The 18,707-nt window shown below is 73.5% G+C and carries 16 protein-coding genes and 1 pseudogene; 12 read left to right on the forward strand and 5 right to left on the reverse strand.

Features of this window, described 5'->3' with window-relative positions; all coding sequences use genetic code 11:
• The first annotated feature begins 36 nt into the window (after positions 1–36).
• Genes fdh through nrfD form a run of 3 tightly spaced genes read left to right on the forward strand, consistent with a single transcriptional unit; the run spans position 37 to position 5,346 of the window.
• Positions 37–3,327 carry a formate dehydrogenase gene (gene fdh, locus ATJ97_RS14670; protein WP_245862559.1) on the forward strand — a complete coding sequence of 1,097 codons (3,291 nt, stop codon included), beginning with the start codon at positions 37–39 and terminating at the stop codon, positions 3,325–3,327.
• On the forward strand, positions 3,317–4,327 hold the full coding sequence (locus tag ATJ97_RS14675; RefSeq protein WP_098484367.1) for a 4Fe-4S dicluster domain-containing protein: 1,011 nt from the start codon (positions 3,317–3,319) through the stop codon (positions 4,325–4,327). Before fdh ends, ATJ97_RS14675 begins: the two co-directional genes overlap by 11 nt.
• Complete coding sequence (gene nrfD, locus ATJ97_RS14680) at positions 4,324–5,346, forward strand: NrfD/PsrC family molybdoenzyme membrane anchor subunit (RefSeq protein WP_245862563.1); 1,023 nt, start codon at positions 4,324–4,326, stop codon at positions 5,344–5,346. The genes ATJ97_RS14675 and nrfD overlap by 4 nt, the downstream gene beginning before the upstream one ends.
• A gap of 300 nt (positions 5,347–5,646) precedes the next feature.
• Here nrfD and fdhA read toward each other — a convergent pair whose 3' ends face one another.
• Positions 5,647–6,864, reverse strand: a complete 1,218-nt coding sequence (gene fdhA, locus ATJ97_RS14685; protein WP_098484368.1) for a formaldehyde dehydrogenase, glutathione-independent — start codon at positions 6,862–6,864, stop codon at positions 5,647–5,649.
• 167 nt (positions 6,865–7,031) lie between these two features.
• Here fdhA and ATJ97_RS14690 point away from each other — a divergent pair, with 167 nt between their 5' ends.
• Positions 7,032–7,967 (forward strand): tRNA pseudouridine synthase A, encoded by a 936-nt coding sequence (locus ATJ97_RS14690; protein ID WP_170037487.1) that lies wholly within the window; start codon positions 7,032–7,034, stop codon positions 7,965–7,967.
• Between the two features lie 36 nt (positions 7,968–8,003).
• On the opposite strand, the gene fdhD is transcribed toward ATJ97_RS14690, so the two are convergent.
• The 3 genes from fdhD to ATJ97_RS14705 form a co-directional block, all read right to left on the reverse strand.
• Positions 8,004–8,921, reverse strand: a complete 918-nt coding sequence (gene fdhD, locus ATJ97_RS14695) for a formate dehydrogenase accessory sulfurtransferase FdhD (protein ID WP_098485505.1) — start codon at positions 8,919–8,921, stop codon at positions 8,004–8,006.
• 51 nt (positions 8,922–8,972) lie between these two features.
• Entirely contained in the window at positions 8,973–9,497 is a 525-nt protein-coding gene (locus ATJ97_RS19870; protein ID WP_098484369.1) for a DUF5709 domain-containing protein, read from the reverse strand.
• Between the two features lie 107 nt (positions 9,498–9,604).
• Positions 9,605–9,889 (reverse strand): hypothetical protein, encoded by a 285-nt coding sequence (locus ATJ97_RS14705; RefSeq protein WP_098484370.1) that lies wholly within the window; start codon positions 9,887–9,889, stop codon positions 9,605–9,607.
• Positions 9,890–10,209: 320 nt separating this feature from the next.
• Between ATJ97_RS14705 and rplM the strand changes: the two genes are divergently transcribed.
• The 5 genes from rplM (at position 10,210) to ATJ97_RS20775 (ending at position 13,682) form a co-directional block, all read left to right on the forward strand.
• Positions 10,210–10,653, forward strand: coding sequence for a 50S ribosomal protein L13 (gene rplM, locus ATJ97_RS14710; protein ID WP_098484371.1), 444 nt, complete (start codon positions 10,210–10,212; stop codon positions 10,651–10,653).
• Between the two features lie 42 nt (positions 10,654–10,695).
• On the forward strand, positions 10,696–11,187 hold the full coding sequence (gene rpsI / locus ATJ97_RS14715) for a 30S ribosomal protein S9 (RefSeq protein ID WP_098484372.1): 492 nt from the start codon (positions 10,696–10,698) through the stop codon (positions 11,185–11,187).
• Positions 11,188–11,324: 137 nt separating this feature from the next.
• A complete protein-coding gene (gene glmM / locus ATJ97_RS14720; RefSeq protein WP_098484373.1) occupies positions 11,325–12,674 on the forward strand; it encodes a phosphoglucosamine mutase in 1,350 nt (449 codons plus the stop codon).
• A 145-nt stretch (positions 12,675–12,819) separates the two neighbouring features.
• The gene (locus tag ATJ97_RS14725) at positions 12,820–13,548 is read left to right on the forward strand and encodes a DedA family protein (RefSeq protein WP_098485506.1); all 729 of its coding nucleotides are present in this window, start codon (positions 12,820–12,822) and stop codon (positions 13,546–13,548) included.
• Complete coding sequence (locus ATJ97_RS20775) at positions 13,545–13,682, forward strand: twin-arginine translocation signal domain-containing protein (protein ID WP_425432789.1); 138 nt, start codon at positions 13,545–13,547, stop codon at positions 13,680–13,682. The genes ATJ97_RS14725 and ATJ97_RS20775 overlap by 4 nt, the downstream gene beginning before the upstream one ends.
• On the opposite strand, the pseudogene coaA reads toward ATJ97_RS20775, so the two are convergent.
• Positions 13,636–14,730, reverse strand: a pseudogene (gene coaA, locus ATJ97_RS14730) (type I pantothenate kinase); the annotation flags it as partial. The gene ATJ97_RS20775 and the pseudogene coaA overlap by 47 nt on opposite strands.
• A gap of 33 nt (positions 14,731–14,763) precedes the next feature.
• Between coaA and glmS the strand changes: the two are divergent.
• The 3 genes from glmS to ATJ97_RS14745 all read left to right on the forward strand — a co-directional run bounded on the left by glmS (position 14,764) and on the right by ATJ97_RS14745 (position 18,696).
• Positions 14,764–16,620: a glutamine--fructose-6-phosphate transaminase (isomerizing) gene (gene glmS / locus ATJ97_RS14735; RefSeq protein WP_098484375.1), complete on the forward strand. Its 1,857-nt coding sequence runs from the start codon at positions 14,764–14,766 to the stop codon at positions 16,618–16,620.
• A gap of 76 nt (positions 16,621–16,696) precedes the next feature.
• A complete protein-coding gene (locus tag ATJ97_RS14740) occupies positions 16,697–17,047 on the forward strand; it encodes a holo-ACP synthase (protein WP_098484376.1) in 351 nt (116 codons plus the stop codon).
• A 71-nt stretch (positions 17,048–17,118) separates the two neighbouring features.
• Positions 17,119–18,696 (forward strand): bifunctional ADP-dependent NAD(P)H-hydrate dehydratase/NAD(P)H-hydrate epimerase, encoded by a 1,578-nt coding sequence (locus ATJ97_RS14745; RefSeq protein WP_098484377.1) that lies wholly within the window; start codon positions 17,119–17,121, stop codon positions 18,694–18,696.
• Positions 18,697–18,707: the final 11 nt, after the last annotated feature.

Consider the following 18,707-nt stretch of genomic DNA (forward strand, 5'->3'; position numbering starts at 1 on the left):
GACCAGGACGTTCCGACGTCAGGAAGGGGCAGGGCCGTGGTAGGCAAGGTCTTCCTCGACTGGCCGGTGGTGCGGCAGCTGACCGGCGCCGACCTGCTCGGCCGCGGCAGGGCCGTCCGCTCGGCGCGGACGGACGCGCTGACCGCCCGCACGACGACGGCGGACCGGGTGGCGCGCAGCGTCTGCCCCTACTGCGCCGTCGGCTGCGGGCAGCGCGTCTACGTCAAGGACGAGCAGGTCGTGCAGATCGAGGGCGACCCCGACAGCCCGATCTCGCGGGGACGGCTCTGCCCCAAGGGGTCGGCCAGCAAGAGCCTCGTCACCAACCCGGCCCGTCTCAGCACGGTGCGCTACCGCCGGCCGTACGGCACCGAGTGGGAGGACCTGCCGCTCGACGTCGCGATGGAGATGATCGCCGACCGGGTGGTGAAGGCCCGGGAGCAGACGTGGCAGGACCTCGACGAGAGGGGCCGGAAGGTCCGGCGCACGCTCGGCATCGCCAGCCTGGGCGGGGCGACGCTCGACAACGAGGAGAACTACCTCATCAAGAAGCTCTTCACCGCCCTCGGCGCGCTGCAGATCGAGAACCAGGCGCGTATTTGACACTCCTCCACGGTCCCCGGTCTGGGGACCAGCTTCGGGCGCGGCGGCGCCACAGGTTTCCAGCAGGACCTGGCCAACGCTGACTGCATCGTCATCCAGGGTTCCAACATGGCCGAGGCCCACCCGGTGGGCTTCCAGTGGGTCATGGAGGCCAAGCGACGCGGCGCGAGGGTGATCCACGTCGACCCCCGCTTCACCCGCACCAGCGCGCTCGCGGACCAGTTCGTGCCGCTGCGCGCCGGGACGGACATCGTCTTCCTCGGGGCGATCATCAACTACGTGCTCAGCAACGAGCTCGACTTCCGCGAGTACGTGCTCGCCTACACCAACGCCGCCACCATCCTCGACGAGCGCTTCACCGACACCGAGGACCTCGACGGGCTCTTCTCCGGCTTCGACCCGGAGCGGCGCAGCTACGACACCGACAGCTGGCAGTACGCCGAGGCGGCGCCGGAGGAGGGGCGGGAGGAGCACGAAGCGGACCGGGAACGGGCGAGCGCCCGGCCGATGGAGCACGAGACCCACGGCCTGCAGGTGCAGGGCCACCCGCCGCGGGACGAGACGCTGCAGGACCCGCGCACCGTCTACCAGGTGCTCAGGCGACACTTCTCGCGCTACACCCCGGAGATGGTCGAGGAGGCGTGCGGGGTCCCGCGCGAGGACTTCCTCAAGGTCGCCGAGGCGTGGGTGGCGAACTCCGGGCGCGAGCGGACCACCGCGCTCGTCTACAGCGTCGGCTGGACCCAGCACAGCGTGGGCGCCCAGTACATCCGCACCGGCGCCATCCTCCAGCTGCTGCTCGGGAACATGGGCCGGCCCGGCGGCGGGATCCTGGCCCTGCGCGGGCACGCCAGCATCCAGGGCTCGACCGACATCCCGACCCTGTTCAACCTGCTGCCCGGCTACCTGCCCATGCCGCACGCCGACGAGCACCAGGACCTGCAGACCTGGATCGACAGCATGCGCCAGCCCGGGGCCAAGGGCTTCTGGAAGCAGGCCGACGCGTACGCCGTCAGCCTCCTCAAGGCCTACTGGGGGGAGGCGGCGACGGCGGAGAACGACTTCGCCTTCGACTACCTGCCCCGCATGACCGGGGACCACGGCACCTACCGCACCGTGCTCGACATGATCGACGGCAAGGTCAAGGGCTACTTCCTGCTCGGGCAGAACCCGGCCGTCGGCTCCGCCCACGGCCGGGCGCAGCGCCTCGGCATGGCCAACCTCGACTGGCTGGTGGTGCGCGACCTGTACGAGATCGAGAGCGCCACGTTCTGGAAGGACGGCCCGGAGGTCGCCACCGGGGAGATCGTGCCGGAGGAGTGCCGCACCGAGGTCTTCCTCATGCCCGCCGCCTCGCACGTGGAGAAGGAGGGCACCTTCACCCAGACGCAGCGGATGCTGCAGTGGCGGGAGAAGGCGGTCGACCCCACCGGGGACCGCCGCTCGGAGCTGTGGTTCTTCTACCACCTGGGCCGCCTGGTCCGGGAGCGGCTGGCGGGCTCGACCCTCGAGCGGGACCGGCCGGTGCTGGACCTGGCGTGGGACTACCCGACCCACGGGCCGACGGCGGAGCCGAGCGCCGAGGCCGTGCTGCGGGAGATCAACGGCTACGAGGTGGCAACCGGGCGGGAGCTGTCCACCTTCACCGAGATGCGCGCCGACGGCTCCACCGTGGGCGGCTGCTGGATCTACACCGGCGTCTACGCCGACGGCGTCAACCAGGCCGCGCGGCGCCGGCCCGGGTCCGAGCAGTCGTGGGTGGCGCCCGAGTGGGGCTGGGCGTGGCCCGCGAACCGGCGCATCCTCTACAACCGCGCCTCCGCGGACCCGCAGGGCCGCCCGTGGAGCGAGCGCAAGGCCTACGTGTGGTGGGACGAGGACGCGGGGGAGTGGACCGGGCACGACGTGCCCGACTTCGAGCGCACCAAGCCGCCGTCGTACCGGCCGCCCGAGGGGGCCGACGGCACGGAGGGCCTGGCGGGCGACGACCCGTTCATCATGCAGGGCGACGGCAAGGGGGCGCTGTACGTGCCCACCGGCCTGCTCGACGGGCCGCTGCCCACGCACTACGAGCCGGTGGAGTCCCCGTTCCGCAACCCGCTGTACGGGCAGCAGGCCAACCCCACCCGGGTGGAGTACCGGCGGGCCGACAACCCGGTCCACCCGAGCCCGGCGCCGGAGCAGGCGGACGTGTTCCCGTACGTCTACACCACCTCCCGCCTGACAGAGCACCACACGGCCGGGGGCATGAGCCGGACCCTGGAGTACCTCTCCGAGCTGCAGCCCGAGATGTTCGTCGAGGTCTCCCCGCAGCTGGCGGCCGAGCGGGGGCTGGAGCACATGGGCTGGTGCCACGTGGTCACGGCCCGCTCCGCCGTCGAGGGGCGCGTCATGGTCACCGACCGCCTGCGGCCGCTGCGGGTCGAGGGCCGGACGATCCACCAGGTGTGGCTGCCCTACCACTGGGGCTCCGGCGGCCTGGTGACGGGCGACTCCGCCAACGACCTGTTCGGCATCTCCCTCGAGCCCAACGTGCTCATCCAGGAGACCAAGGCCGGCACGTGCGACGTGCGGCCGGGACGGCGGCCCACCGGGACGGCGCTGCTGGACTACGTCGCGGGCTACCGCCGTCGGGCCGGGATCCTGGACGGGGACGGCGGGGACATCGTCACCGCGCGGCAGCCCGACACCCGCCAGACAGAGGAGGGCGACCATGGCCGGTAGGAACAGCCTTTTCGGGCCCGTCGACCCGGCCCAGGACGCCGGGTACGAGGCACCGCCCGCGCGCAAGGGCTTCTTCACCGACACCAGCGTGTGCATCGGGTGCAAGGCGTGCGAGGTGGCGTGCAAGGAGTGGAACCTCCTGCCCGACGACGGGTTCGACCTGCTCGGGTCCTCCTACGACAACACCGGCGCGCTCGGGGCGAACACGTGGCGGCACGTGGCGTTCGTGGAGCAGCCGGCCGGCCGGGTCGCCCCGGTGTCGCTGGGCATGCCGGGCGTCGGCCCGCCCGCCGGTGCGCTCGCCCCGTCCGGTGCCTCCGCAGGCGGTCTGGGCCCGCCCGCCCCGGCCGAGGGAGCGCCGAACCTCCTGGAGGCTCTCGACGGCGGCACGGAGACGGAGGGCGACGGTCACCCGGACTTCCGCTGGCTCATGTCCTCGAACGTCTGCAAGCACTGCACGCATGCCGCGTGCCTCGACGTGTGCCCCACCGGGGCGCTGTTCCGGACGGAGTTCGGCACCGTCGTCGTCCAGGACGACGTGTGCAACGGCTGCGGCTACTGCGTGGCCGCCTGCCCGTTCGGGGTCATCGAGCGGCGCAAGGGGCCGGCCGGGGCACGCAACGTCGGCATCGCCCAGAAGTGCACGCTCTGCTACGACCGGATCGGCGACGGCCTGGAGCCCGCCTGCGCCAAGGCGTGCCCCACGGAGTCGATCCAGTACGGCGACCTCGACGAGCTGCGCGAGCGCGCCGACGCGCGGGTACGCCGGCTGCAGGACGAGGGCGTGGAGGGGGCCCGCCTGTACGGACACGACCCCCACGACGGCGTCAGCGGCACCGGCGCCTTCTTCCTGCTCCTCGACGAGCCCGAGGTGTACGGGCTTCCCCCGGACCCGGTGGTCACCACCCGGGACCTGCCCCAGATGTTCAACCGGGCCGGCATGGCCGGGCTCGCCCTGCTCGCGGGCGCGGCCCTGTCCTTCCTCGGGGGGCGCAGGTGACCGGGACGACGGCGGACCGGGACACTCGTGGCCGCGGCGGCCGGCGCCGCACCCACGGCGGCGAGACGGCGATGGTGCCCCCGGCGGAGTTCACGTCCTACTACGGCCGGCCCGTGGTCAAGCCGGCGCCGTGGACGTGGGAGATCCCCGCCTACATGTTCGCCGGCGGGCTCGCGGCCGGCTCCTCCCTGCTCGGCGCGGGCGCGGATCTCGCCGGCCACGAGGCACTGCGCCGGTCCGGCCGGCTCACGGCGCTGGGCGCGCTCGGGTTCTCCATGGCAGCCCTCGTCTCCGACCTGGGCCGTCCGGAGCGGTTCCTCAACATGATGCGCACCGTGAAGGTCACGTCCCCGATGTCAGTGGGCACGTGGATCCTGGCGCTCTACGGCCCGCCGGCGGGGCTGGCCGCCGCCGCGGAGGTCGCCGGGATGCTGCTGCCCGGCAGCAAGGCTGCGCCGGTGCGGCTGCTGGTCGCGGCCGGGCGCCCCGCGGGCCTCCTCGCCGGGCTGTTCGCGCCACCGGTCGCCGCGTACACGGCCGTGCTTCTCTCCGACACCGCCACCCCGTCGTGGCACGAGGCCTATCGCGAGCTGCCCTTCGTCTTCTGCGGGTCCGCCGCCGCGGCCGCCGGGGGGCTGGCTGCCGCGATCGTGCCGCCGGAGCAGGCGGGGCCGGCGCGGCGCCTCGCGGTCGGTGGGGCGGTGGCCGAGGCCCTCGCGGAGCACCGCATGGAGCGGTCGATGGGGATCACCGCGGAGCCGTTGCGCACCGGCGTCCCGGGACGGCTCATGCGCGCCGCGCGGGTCCTCACGCTCGCGGGGGCGGCCGGGACGCTGCTCGCGGGCCGCAGCCGCGCCGTCGCCGTCGCCTCCGGGGCGGCCCTCCTGGCAGGTTCGGTGTGCACCCGGTTCGGGGTGGTGCGCGCGGGCATCGCGTCGGCGCTCGACCCCAGGTACACGGTGGTGCCGCAGCGCGAGCGCGTGGACCGCGGGGAGCCCGTGCGACACGTGGCCGGATAGGACGCGGGGCGCGCAGCCCACCTGTGCAGGGTCGCGTACGTTCACCTGCCCACGTCCCTTGCCGGCCGAGGTCGACCAGTGCCCCTCGGTCGAGAGATCGCTACAACTTCGGTGCGGATTCCGCACCGAATCTGTAGCGGTCTGCCGGGAGGAGGGCGCATGACCGGTCACGAGCGCGGACGCGAGGAAGGAGGAGGGCCCCGACGTCGCGGGACCCTCCTCCTGGCAGGTGGTCAGCGGGCGGACCGGGCCGTCACTGCCCGAGCCGGTCAGCCCGTCGACGGATCGCCGGCCGCCGGATCAGCTCGACGGGACCATGCCGTGCGGGTCGAGCACGTACTTCTTGGCCGCGCCCTTGTCGAACTCCTCGTAGCCCCGCGGCGCCTCGTCGAGCGAGATCGGCGTCGCGTTGACGTTCTTGGCGATCTGCACCTTGTCGTGGAGGATCGCCATCATCAGGCCGCGGTGGTACTTCATCACCGGGCACTGGCCGGTGGTGAAGGACAGCGACTTCGCCCACCCGGTGCCGAGGCTGATCGACAGCGACCCGACCTTGGCCGCCTCGTCCACCCCGCCCGGGTCGCCGGTCACGTACAGCCCCGGGATGCCGAGCGCACCGCCGGCCGCGGTGAGCCCCATGAGGGAGTTGAGCACCGTGGCGGGGTGCTCCGTCTGAGCCTCCTTGCCGTGACCCCTCGCCTCGAACCCGACCGCGTCGACGCCGCAGTCGACCTCGGGCACACCGAGGATCTGCTCGATCTGGTCCTTCGGGTCGCCCTTGGAGACGTCGACGGTCTCGCAGCCGAAGCTGCGCGCCTGGGCGAGCCGCTCCTCGTTGAGGTCGCCGACGATGACGACGGCCGCGCCGAGGAGCTGGGCCGCGGTGGCCGCCGCGAGACCCACCGGTCCGGCACCCGCGATGTACACGGTGGAGCCGGTGGTGACCCCGGCCGTGTACGCGCCGTGATAGCCGGTCGGGAAGATGTCCGAGAGCATGGTCAGGTCGAGGATCTTCTCCATCGCCTGGTCCTTGTCCGGGAACTTCAGCAGGTTCCAGTCGGCGTACGGCACGAGCACGTACTCGGCCTGCCCGCCTACCCAGCCCCCCATGTCGACGTACCCGTACGCCGAGCCGGGACGGTCCGGGTTGACGTTGAGGCAGATGCCCGTCTTGCGCTCCTTGCAGTTGCGACAGCGACCGCACGCGATGTTGAAGGGGACCGAGACGATGTCGCCCTCCTTGATGAACTCCACGTCCCGCCCGACCTCGACGACCTCGCCGGTGATCTCGTGGCCCAGCACCAGCCCCTCGGGGGCGGTGGTGCGGCCACGCACCATGTGCTGGTCGGACCCGCAGATGTTCGTCGAGACGGTCTTCAGGATCACGCCGTGGTGGACCTGGCGGCCCACGTTCGCCGGGTTGACCCCGGGCCCGTCCTTCAGCTCGAACTCGGGATAGGGGGTGTCGATGACCTCGACCTTCCCCGGACCTGCGTAGCTCACAGCCTTGTTGGTCACGAAACTGCTCCTTCTTCGACGTCGTTGTGCGAAACAGGAAGCCGGCCGGTCCGAGTCCTGGGGGCGGCCGACCCCCAACAGCCTGCCACGCCGGAGGGGGGTCCGTCACGGGTCGGGGGCTGATCCGCCCCGACCGCACCGGGGGAACGACGGGTTAGCCTCTGGCGGTGAGCACCTCACCCTCTGCCCCGGCCCCGGACAGCTCGCCGGGGCCGGCCCCGACGGCGGAGCTGCGGGTGCGCCTCGACCTCGCCTACGACGGCACCGAGTTCGCCGGGTGGGCCCGTCAGCCCGGGCTGCGCACCGTCCAGGGCGCGCTCGAGGACGCGCTCACCACGGTGCTCCGCCTGCACCGGCCGGCGCGACTGACCGTCGCGGGCCGGACGGACGCGGGCGTCCACGCGCGAGGCCAGGTGGCGCACGTCGACGTGCCCCGCGAGGCCTGGGAGGCGCTGCCGGGCCGCAGCGACCGCACGCCCGCCGAGGCGCTGGTCAGCCGGCTCGCCGGGGTGCTGGGACGCGGTGGCGTGCCCCGCGGCAGCAGCGACGTCGTCGTCCGGCGTGCCGGTGAGGCGCCCCCGGGGTTCGACGCCCGCTTCTCGGCCGTGTGGCGCCGCTACGTCTACCGCGTCGCGGACGCGACGGCGCTCCGTGACCCGCTCCGCCGGCGCGACGTGCTCTGGCACGGGCGCGAGCTCGACGTCGCCGCGATGGACGTCGCCGCCCGGCTGCTGCTCGGCGAGCACGACTTCGCCGCCTACTGCAAGCCCCGTGAGGGCGCCACGACCATCCGCACCCTGCTCGAGCTGGAGTGGCGGCAGGTGCCGGCCGGTGAGCCCGACGCCGGTCTCGTGGTGGCGACCGTGCGTGCGGACGCGTTCTGCCACTCGATGGTCCGGGCCCTCGTCGGTGCGTCGCTGGCCGTGGGCGAGGGACGCCGGCCCTCCTCCTGGCCCGCGGAGGTCCTCGCGGCGGGCGTGCGCGAGCCGTCCGTGACGGTGGCGCCGGCCCACGGGCTCACCCTCGAGGAGGTGGCCTATCCCGACGACGCCCGTCTCGCCGAGCGCGCCGCGCAGGCGCGGGCGGTGCGCACGCTGGGGTGAGAGCACGGCGGGGGCGGCCAGGCGGTGCCTGCGGGTCTACGACCCGCCGCGGGGCTGCGCCGTTGCGTGCCGGGACCCGGCCGGTGCGCTCAGGCCTGCGACGGTCCGCCGGGGCCCCTCGACGATCTGCTCCTGGCCCGCGTAGACGTTCAGGCCGTCGCCCCGGCTGAACCCGACGAGCGTCATCCCCGCCTCGTGCGCCAGGTCGACGGAGAGCGCGGAGGGCCCGCTGACGGCGGCGAGGACGGGGACGCCCGCCATGCGCGCCTTCTGCACCAGCTCGAAGGAGGCCCGGCCGGAGACCTGCAGCACGGTGCCGGCGAGCGGCAGCCGTCCCTCGCGCAGGGCCCAGCCGACGACCTTGTCGACGGCGTTGTGCCGGCCCACGTCCTCACGCAGGCACAGCAGCCGGGCTGCGCCGTCGTCGTCGACGGAGAACAGGGCCGCGGCGTGCACCGCGCCCGTGCTGGCGAAGACCTGCTGGCCCTCGCGCAGCCGGTCGGGGAGCGCCAGGAGCTCCGGCAGCGGCACCCGGACCGGGTCGTCCTCGACCGAGAACCGGGACGCCCGGGCCACCGCCTCGATGGACGCCGTGCCGCAGATCCCGCAGGAGCTCGAGGTGTAGACGTGACGCGCCTGGGCGGGGTCGGGGCCCCGGACCCCCGGCGCGAGGCGGACGTCGACGACGTTGTAGCTGGGCGTGCCGTCCGGGTTCACGCCCGGTCCGTACGCGAGGGACGCGAGCTGGTCGGCGTCCCACACGACGCCCTCGGACACGAGGAACCCCGCGACGAGGTCGAAGTCGCCGCCCGGCGTGCGCATCGTGACGCTCCACGGGACCCCGCCGAGGCGGATCTCCAGGGGCTCCTCGCCCGCGAGGGTGTCGGCCCGACGGCGGGTGCCGCCGTCGGCCCGCAGGTGCAGCACGGGGTGCCGCCGGGTCACGCGCAACACCCACCCCACCCTCTTCCCGGCGGGGCCGCCGCGGTGCGGTCGGCCGGGAGGTCAGCTCCGTCCGTCCGGGTCGATGGTGCCACCCTCGTCAACCGCCCCCTCGCCCTCGACGTGCATCGCGGCCTCCTCCGGCATGAAGCGGGCGCCGTCGACGCCCACGTCCTCCGCGAGGATGTCCTGGGACTCGCCGGGCAGGTCCTCGGGCCCGTCGTCGTCCGGCTCGGCGACGATGCGGCCCACGGTCGTCTCCTCCACGCCGTCCGGCGCGGGCTCACCGCTCGGTCCGGGGCCGGCGTAGGGGGAGGAGTCCGCGTCGGCGGGCTGGTCCTCCCACACCTCCGGCTCCTCCCGGGCCAGCCGGTCGTCGATGGTCTCGCCCTCGCGCTGGCCGGCCTCGGTGAGGTCCAGGCCCGCCAGGGGGTCGTCGTCGGGGGCCGTGATCCCCTCGTCGAGCACGTCGCCGGAGGGGTTGTCGAGGAGGACGTCGTCCTCGCCGGGCTGCCAGGAGTCGTCGGGGACGTACTGGTCCTCACCGGGGCCTGCAGACGGGTTCACATCCGTGTTGTCGGTGCTCATGACGCCAGCGTGCCACCGGGAGAGCCACCCCGCATCGGGTGGTGCCGGCGCTCACAGACGGTGCCTCCGGGACCGCGGACCCGGTCCGGCGGACGGGTCGGACGCTCTCAGCGCAGGCGGTACCAGGCGTTGTCGTCGGGCTCGTCGTCCCCGGTGAGACCGCCGTCGCCGTCGCGCACAAGATGCATCGCGGCCTCCTCGGCGCAGCGCTCGCCGGGCGTGCGAAGCTCCTCCTCGGCCAGGACGTCCTGCCACTCGCCGACCTCGTCGGAGGGGTCGTCGTCGTCCGGCAGGGCGACCAGCTGACCCACCCGCCGGTCGGGCTCGTCGTAGGCGTCATCGGAGAACGGTTCGGGGTCCCGGCCGGGCGGCCCGTACTCGTCGCGGTCCATGCCAGAGTGCCCCCCGGAGCCTGGGACGCGGTGGGCAGGAGGTCCCTTGCCACGGTGCCGCCTGCCGCCGTCGGAGCGTGGGTGGGAGTGCGGCATCGTGGCAGGTCTCACGGGAACTGGTCATCACAACCTTTTGACCCCGCCGACTGCGTGCCGGTAGTCTTGGACCTCGTTGTGCATCCCCATGCGCTCCCCGGTGCTCCCACTCGCCGGTTCAGGGGCGCGGATGCAGGCAGCGAGCAAGACCAGACCATGGGGTCCGCAGTGCCGCCATAGCTGCGCCCCGACGAGAGAACGCTGAAGAAACGAAGGCTACGCCCGTGCGCACGTACACACCGAAGCCCGGCGACGTCACGAAGAACTGGTACGTCATCGACGCTACCGACGTCGTCCTCGGCCGACTGGCGACCCAGGTCGCCACCCTGCTCCGTGGGAAGCACAAGCCGACCTTCGCCCCGCACGTGGACAACGGCGACTTCGTCATCGTCATCAACGCTGACAAGGTTGCTCTGACCGGAAGCAAGCGCGAGAACAAGCTCGCGTACCGCCACTCCGGCTACCCGGGCGGGCTGAAGGCCACCAACTACGCCGAGCTCCTCGCCCGGTTCCCGGAGCGCGCCGTGGAGAAGGCTGTCCGCGGCATGCTCCCCAAGAACACCCTGGGGCGCGCCCAGCTCAGCAAGCTGAAGGTCTACGCCGGTGCGGAGCACCCGCACAGCGCGCAGAAGCCGCAGACCTTCACCATCACCCAGGTCGCCCAGTAAGCGCCTCGCGCCTGCGGCACAGAACAGGACTGAAGGAGAACTGTGGCTGAGACCACTTCCGACATCGAGCTGGACGACGAGAACGTCCCCAGCAGCTACACCACCGAGAGCGAGGCCGCGGGGACCGGGCAGGGTCAGTCGCTGACCGCGCCGGGCCATGCCCTCGGTCGCCGCAAGGAGGCGGTCGCCCGGGTGCGTCTCGTCCCCGGCTCCGGCGAGTGGAAGATCAACGGGCGTTCGCTCGAGAACTACTTCCCGAACAAGCTGCACCAGCAGCTCGTGAGCTCGCCGTTCACGCTGCTCGACATCGCCGGCCGCTTCGACGTCATCGCCCGCATCAACGGCGGTGGCACCTCGGGCCAGGCCGGTGCCCTGCGCATGGCCATCGCCCGCGCCCTGAACGAGATCGACCGCGAGTCGAACCGTCCGGCGCTGAAGAAGGCCGGCTTCCTCCGGCGCGACGACCGTTCGGTCGAGCGCAAGAAGGCCGGTCTCAAGAAGGCCCGTAAGGCCCCGCAGTACTCGAAGCGCTGATCAGCGCCTCGTCCGCGGCCCCGCACCGAGATGTCTCGGGCGGGGCCGCGTTGCGTCCGGGCGGGCGTGACGCGTCCTGCCGCCCGGCGAGGTGGCACGATGGACGCCGCGCAACCGACCCACTCGGAGGTAAAACCATGGCTCGACTCTTCGGCACCGACGGCGTGCGGGGCCTCGCCAACCGCGACGTCACCGCAGAGCTCGCCCTCGGCCTCGGCGCGGCGGCCGCCCGCGTGGTCACCGCCTCCGGCGAGTTCTCCGGGGCCCGTCCGCGCGCGGTGATCGGCCGTGACACCCGGGTGTCCGGAGAGTTCCTCTCCTCGGCGCTGGCCGCCGGGCTCGCCAGCGCCGGCGTGGACGTCACCGAGGTCGGCGTGCTGCCCACCCCGGGCATCGCCCACCTGACGGCGAGCACCGACGTCGACCTCGGCGTCGTCATCTCGGCCTCGCACAACGCCATGCCCGACAACGGCATCAAGTTCTTCGCCCGCGGCGGGTTCAAGCTCGAGGACGCGATCGAGGACCAGATCCAGGCGACCCTCGACGTCGAGTGGGACCGCCCCGTGGGGGCCGACGTCGGCCGCATCAGCAACGACGTGGCCCTCGCCGACCGCAACTACATCGACCACCTCGTGGCGGCGGCCGGGCAGCACCTCGACGGCGTGCGCATCGCCGTGGACTGCGCGAACGGCGCGGCCAGCGACATCGCACCGCTCGCGCTGCGGGAGGCCGGGGCCGACGTCGTCGTCATCAACGCCTCGCCCGACGGGCGCAACATCAACGACGCCTGCGGCTCCACGCACCCCGAGCAGCTCCAGGCCGTCACCGTCGCCTCCGAGGCCGCCTTCGGCGTGGCCTACGACGGCGACGCCGACCGCTGCCTCGCCGTCGACCACACCGGTGCGCTGGTCGACGGTGACCAGATCATGGGTCTGCTGGCCACGGCCATGAAGGAGACCGGCGCGCTCGTCGACGACACGCTGGTCGTCACCGTCATGTCCAACCTCGGCCTGCTGCTGGCGATGCGGGACGCCGGGATCAGGACGGTCCAGACGGGCGTCGGCGACCGCTACGTGCTCGAGGCGATGCGCGCCGGCGGCTACACCCTCGGCGGTGAGCAGTCGGGCCACATCATCAACTCCCACTACGCCACGACCGGCGACGGCATCCTCACCTCCCTCCTGCTGGCGGCCCGGGTGGTCAACACCGGCCGGTCGCTCGCGGACCTCGCCTCGATCGTCACCCGGATGCCGCAGGTCCTCGTCAACGTCAAGGGCGTGGACAAGGCGCGGGCGGCCGACGACGAGGGCGTCGCCGACGCCGTCCGACGGGCCGAGGCCACGCTCGGCGACACCGGCCGGGTGCTCCTGCGTCCGTCCGGCACGGAGCCGCTCGTCCGGGTGATGGTCGAGGCCGCCACGATGGACGAGGCGGAGGTCGTCGCCCACGGTCTCGCGGACGTCGTCGAGGAGCGCCTGGCGCTCTGAGCCTGACCTTGGGTGCGGAGGCCGCGCTTCTCCACGGAACCGTCACACTTCAGGGGGACATCCCTGATACCGGCGGCCCTCCTCGTGTCGTACCTTTGCAGGGACGTCCCCGGAGTGCCGGGTGCCGGCCCGGCGGAAGGACACCATGGAGCTGATGCAGGCCGTGGAGGCGTTCGTCCTGGGCCTGGCCGGATCCCCGTGGATCCTCCTGGCCGTGGCCGTGCTGGCCACGATCGACGGGTTCTTCCCGCCGGTGCCCAGCGAGTCGATCGTCATCGCGGTCGCGGCGCTCTCCGTCAACGGTGACGCGCCGAGCCTGTGGTTCCTGGTCCTGGCCGCCGCCGTCGGGGCGTTCTGCGGCGACCTGATCGCCTACACCATCGGCTCCAAGGTGCCCGTGGAGAACCTGCGCGTGCTGCGCGGCCCCCGCGGCCAGGCGTCGCTCGCCCGGGCGAAGCGGGCGCTGGCCCTGCGCGGCACCGTCTACATCCTCTCCGCCCGGTTCATCCCCATCGGTCGGGTCGCCGTCAACATGACGGCGGGCGCCGTCGGCTACCCGCGCAAGCGCTTCATCGCGATCGCGGCGATCGCGGCGGTGGTGTGGGGCGGGTACTCGACGCTCATGGGCCTCGGGGCGGGGACCTATCTGCACGAGCACCCGCTGATCGCCGTGGCCGTCGGTGTCGCGGGCGGGGTCGTGGCGGGCATCCTCGTCGACAGGCTCCTCAGCGTGGTGCAGCGGCGCTGGTTCCCCGACGTCCCGCCGCCCGCGGTGCGCATGCACGTCGAGGGCGACGACGACGCGGAGGACGGTGAGGAGGACGCTGCCCGCTCGGCCGAGGCGGAGGAGCGGGGCACCACCAGCGCCGCCTGAGCCAGCGCCGTCGGGGTGCCCTCAGAGCTTGCGCAGCCGCATGCGGTGCATGCGGTGGTCCTCCGCCTTGGTCAGGACCAGCGTCGCCCGACCGCGCGTCGGGAGGATGTTCTGCGCGAGGTTCGGCGCGTTGATCGACTCCCAGATCTCCTCCGCCTTGGCCACGGCCGCGGCGTCGTCGAGGTCGGCGTAGCGGCGGAAGTAGGACGCCGGGTTCGCGAAGGCGGTGCGCCGGAGCTTGAGGAAGCGGTCGACGTACCACCGCTTGATGTCCCGGGTGCGCGCGTCGACGTAGATGGAGAAGTCGAAGAAGTCGCTCACCGCCATCGAGGCGGTGCCGTCGGCCCGGGCCCGGGCGGGCGCGAGGACGTTGAGGCCCTCGACGATGAGCACGTCGGGGTGGCGCACCACCTGGCGGCGGTCGGGCAGGATGTCGTAGGTCACGTGGTCGTACAGCGGTGCGCTGACCTCGTCGGCGCCGCCCTTGACCTCCGCCACGAAGCGCAGCAGGGCCCGGCGGTCGTAGGACTCGGGGAAACCCTTGCGCTCGAGCAGCCCGCGGCGCCGGAGCTCGGCGTTGGGGTAGAGGAACCCGTCGGTCGTGATGAGGTCCACCCGCGGGGTCTGCGGCCAGCGGCGCATCAGCTCGCGCAGCAGGCGGGCCGCGGAGGACTTGCCCACCGCCACCGACCCGGCGACGCCGATCACGTACGGCGTCCGAGTGGCCCGCTCGCCGAGGAACGTGGACGTCGCCCGGTGCAGGGCGCCGGTCGCGGCCGCGTAGAGCTGGAGCAGGCCCGAGAGCGGGCGGTACACCACGTCGACCTCCGCCAGGTCGATCGGGTCCCCGAGACCGCGGAGGTTGATCACGTCCGCAGTGGTCAGGGGCAGCGGGGTCGAGGCGGCCAGCCGGGACCACGAGGCGCGGTCGAACTCGACGTAGGGGTTGGCGGCGGCGGACGTCGTCGTACGCGGGTAGGACACGGCGCACAGTCTCTCGCACCGCGGGCCCTGTGTGAGACGCCGCACCGTTCCATGGGCGTCCGACGCCGACTGCGCCTGTTCCGATGCGGCGCCGGTGGGGCCGCCGACCGCGCGCGGCGTTGCTGCGCGGTGGGCAGACTCGGGAGCGGTGGGCGTGTCCACCAGCAGTCGGCGTCCGTCCGCAGGACCGAGACGCACGGGACGGGCCCGGTCGGAAGTTATCCTGCAACCATGTGTGGAATCGTCGGGTACGTAGGCCCCGCAACCCCCAGCACCCGCCCCCTGGACGTCGCCATGGAGGGCCTGGCCCGCCTGGAGTACCGCGGCTACGACTCGGCCGGCGTCGCGCTCGTCACCCCGGAGGGACTGGCCACCGCCAAGCGGGCCGGCAAGCTCGCCAACCTCCGCGGCGCCCTGGAGGAGGACCCGCTGCCCGGCGCGACCGCCGCGATCGGGCACACCCGCTGGGCCACCCACGGCGGGCCCACGGACACCAACGCCCACCCGCACGTGAGCGAGGACGGCAGCCTCGCCGTCATCCACAACGGCATCATCGAGAACTTCGCCGCCCTCAAGGCCGAGCTCCTCGCCGACGGCGTGACCTTCACCTCGGAGACGGACACCGAGGTCGTCGCCCACCTCCTCGCCCGCACGATGAACGGCTCCGCGGACCTCACCGCCGCGATGCTCTCCGTCACCGCCCGCCTCGAGGGCGCCTTCACGCTGCTGGCGGTCCACGCGGACCAGCCCGGCACCGTCGTCGGGGCGCGCCGCAACTCGCCCCTCGTCGTCGGGCTCGGCGAGGGGGAGAACTTCCTCGGCTCCGACGTCGCCGCCTTCATCGCCTTCACCAAGGAGGCCATGGAGGTCGACCAGGACCAGGTCGTCACCCTCTCCGCCGACGGCGTGCGCGTGGTCGACGCCGCGGGCGCCGAGGTCCACCCCCGCCGCTTCACCGTCGACTGGGACGCCGCCGCGGCCGTCAAGGGCGGGTTCCCGACCTTCATGGAGAAGGAGATCCACGACCAGCCCAAGGCCGTCGCGGACACCCTGCTGGGCCGCACGGACGGGCATGGCAACCTGGTCCTGGACGAGCTGCGCATCGACGAGGCCATCCTGCGCAGCGTCGACAAGATCATCGTCATCGCGTGCGGCACCGCCGCGTACGCCGGGCACGTGGCCAAGTACGCCATCGAGCACTGGTGCCGTATCCCGGTCGAGGTGGAGCTGGCGCACGAGTTCCGCTACCGCGACCCGGTGGTCAACGAGAAGACGCTCGTGGTGGCCATCTCCCAGTCCGGGGAGACCATGGACACGATCATGGCGATCCGCCACGCGCGCGAGCAGGGTGCGAAGGTCCTCGCCGTCGTCAACACCCACGGCTCCACCATCGCCCGCGAGTCCGACGCCGTGCTCTACACGCACGCCGGCCCCGAGGTCGCCGTCGCCTCCACGAAGGCGTTCCTCGCCCAGATCACCGCCTGCTACCTCCTCGGCCTGTACCTGTCCCAGCTGCGGGGCAACAAGTACGTCGACGAGGTCGCCGGCTACCTCGAGGAGCTGGGGAAGCTCCCCGCCAAGATCCAGCAGGTCATCGACGGCGAGGAGAACGTCAAGGAGGTCGCGCGCTCCATGAAGGACGCCACCTCCGTGCTGTTCCTGGGCCGGCACGTCGGCTACCCGGTGGCCCTCGAGGGTGCGCTCAAGCTCAAGGAGCTCGCGTACATCCACGCCGAGGGCTTCGCCGCCGGCGAGCTCAAGCACGGGCCGATCGCCCTGATCGACGAGGGCCAGCCGGTCTTCGTGATCGTGCCGACGCCGCGCCGGCCCACCCTGCACGCCAAGGTCGTCTCCAACATCCAGGAGGTGCGCGCGCGTGGCGCCCGCACCCTGGTCATCGCCGAGGAGGGCGACGAGGCGGTCACCGAGTTCGCCGACGTCGTCTTCCGGGTCCCGCAGACCCCGACGCTGATGATGCCGCTGGTCACCGTGGTGCCGCTGCAGATCTTCGCGCTGGCCCTGGCCTCCGCGAAGGGCCTCGACGTGGACCAGCCGCGCAACCTCGCCAAGTCGGTGACGGTGGAGTGACGACGGCGGAGCCCGGCACGACGGCGGAGCGCGGCAGGGCGGCGGAGCCCGGCATGGCGGGCCGGGCGGGCCCGGCATGATCGTCTCCGTGGGGATCGACGTCTGCGACGTCGAGCGGTTCGTCGCCGAGCTCGAGCGCGTCCCGCGGCTGCGCGACAAGATCTTCACCGCCGAGGAGCGCGACCTGCCGGACGCCTCCCTCGCGGCCCGTTTCGCGGCCAAGGAGGCCATCGCCAAGGCCCTCGGCGCGCCCGCCGGCATGCGGTGGCACGACTGCACCGTGCACCGCATCGACGGCGGCGCGCCCGTCGTCGAGCTCCGCGGCACCGTGGCGGCACGCGCCGCGGAGCTGGGCATCACCCGCTGGCACCTGTCGATCTCGCACGACGCCGGCATCGCGTCGGCGATGGTGGTCGCCGAGTCCTGAGCGCGGCCGGGCGACGCCCCGCGCGAGCGGGTCCCAGGACGCCGCCGGCCGCACGGGGCACGATGGGGCCCATGATCCGAGCCCACAGCGCAGCGGCCGTGCGGGCCGCGGAGGAACCGCTCCTGGCCGCCGGCGAGCCGCTCATGGCGTCCGCCGCCTTCGCCCTCGCCACCCACGTCGTCGCGGAGCTGCGCGCCCGCGGCCGGGTCGCCGGGTCCGTGGTGCTGCTGCTCGTCGGCGGCGGCAACAACGGCGGGGACGCCCTGTTCGCCGGCACGCATCTGGTGCGGCGTGGCTGCCAGGTGCACGCCGCGCTGGTCTCCGACGGCGTCCACGAGGGGGGTCTCGCGGCCGCCCGCGCCGCCGGGGTGCGCGTCCACCGCGTCCTCGACGCCGCCGACCCGGCCGCCGCCGTCGTCGACCTCGCCCGCCGCTGCGGGGTGTGGGTGGACGCGGTGACCGGCATCGGTGCCCGGGGTCCGCTGCGCGGGCCGGCCGCCCCGGTGGTCGCCGCGCTCGCCGCCGAGCGGTCGGCGTGGCCCCAGGAGCCCGTGGTCGTGGCGGTGGACGTCCCCAGCGGGATCGGCGTCGACGACGGCACCGTGGAGGGCCCCGTGCTGCCCGCCGACGTCACGGTCACCATGGGCACCGCCAAGCCCGGGCTGCTCCTGCCGCCCGCCGCCGGCCTGGCGGGCCGCGTCGAGGTGGTCGCGCTCGGTCTCGACGGCACCCTCGCGGCCGAGCCGCCCGCCGCGTGCTCCCTCACCGCCGCGGACGTGGCCGACCTGTGGCCCGTGCCCGGCCCCGACGACCACAAGTACACGCGCGGCGTGCTGGGCATCGCGGCCGGGTCGCAGACGTACCCGGGGGCCGCCGCGCTCGCCACCGCCGGCGCCCTGCGCACCGGCCTGGGCATGGTCCGCTACCTCGGCCCGGAGGTGCCTGCCGACCTCGTGCGCACTCTCCATCCCGAGGTGGTCACCGTTCCGGGGCGCGTCCAGGCCTGGGTGCTCGGCTCGGGCGTCGACCCGGCCGACGCCGCCCGCACCGCCGAGCTCCACGAGCACCTCTCGGCGGCGCTGGCCGCGCGCCTGCCGGTGGTCCTGGACGCGGGCGCGCTGACGCTGCTGCAGGAGGACACGCGCCTGCCCGACCTGCCGGCCACCGCCGTCCTCACCCCGCACGCCGGCGAGCTCGCCCAGCTGCTCACCGCGTGCGGGGAGGAAACCGCGCGGGAGGACGTCACCGCCGCCCCGGCCCGGCACGCCCGGCTCGCCGCCGAGATCACCGGAGCGACCGTGCTGCTCAAGGGCCCGACCACCGTGGTCGCCGCTCCCGCCGGGCCCCTGTTCGCCCAGCAGGACGCCACGCCCTGGCTGGCCACCGCCGGCGCGGGGGACGTGCTCGCCGGCGTCCTCGGCGCGCTGCTGGCCGGCTACGGCGACCTGATCGCCTCCGGCACGCACGACGGGGCCCACCTGCCCGCGTCCCTCTCGGCGGCGGCCGCGCTGGTGCACGGGCGGGCCGCCCGGATCGCCGCCGGCCTGCCGCCCGGACCGGGGGAGGGGCGGGCGCGGACGGGCGTCCCGATCACCGCCGGCGACGTGGCGGCGGCCGTCCCGGCGGCGCTGCGCACGGTCCTCGGCTGAGGGGGTGGGAG

It is taken from the genome of Georgenia soli (assembly GCF_002563695.1).
GTDB lineage: Bacteria > Actinomycetota > Actinomycetes > Actinomycetales > Actinomycetaceae > Georgenia > Georgenia soli.

What these genes read in the sequence shown, in the direction of transcription:
- ATJ97_RS19870 (WP_098484369.1), bottom strand. Translation starts at nt 9,497, where the DNA reads ATGAGCACCGACAACACGGATGTGAACCCGTCTGCAGGCCCCGGTGAG.
- glmM (WP_098484373.1), top strand. Translation starts at nt 11,325, where the DNA reads ATGGCTCGACTCTTCGGCACCGACGGCGTGCGGGGCCTCGCCAACCGC.
- ATJ97_RS14725 (WP_098485506.1), top strand. Translation starts at nt 12,820, where the DNA reads ATGGAGCTGATGCAGGCCGTGGAGGCGTTCGTCCTGGGCCTGGCCGGA.
- ATJ97_RS14675 (WP_098484367.1), top strand. Translation starts at nt 3,317, where the DNA reads ATGGCCGGTAGGAACAGCCTTTTCGGGCCCGTCGACCCGGCCCAGGAC.
- ATJ97_RS14740 (WP_098484376.1), top strand. Translation starts at nt 16,697, where the DNA reads ATGATCGTCTCCGTGGGGATCGACGTCTGCGACGTCGAGCGGTTCGTC.
- ATJ97_RS14745 (WP_098484377.1), top strand. Translation starts at nt 17,119, where the DNA reads ATGATCCGAGCCCACAGCGCAGCGGCCGTGCGGGCCGCGGAGGAACCG.
- ATJ97_RS14705 (WP_098484370.1), bottom strand. Translation starts at nt 9,889, where the DNA reads ATGGACCGCGACGAGTACGGGCCGCCCGGCCGGGACCCCGAACCGTTC.
- glmS (WP_098484375.1), top strand. Translation starts at nt 14,764, where the DNA reads ATGTGTGGAATCGTCGGGTACGTAGGCCCCGCAACCCCCAGCACCCGC.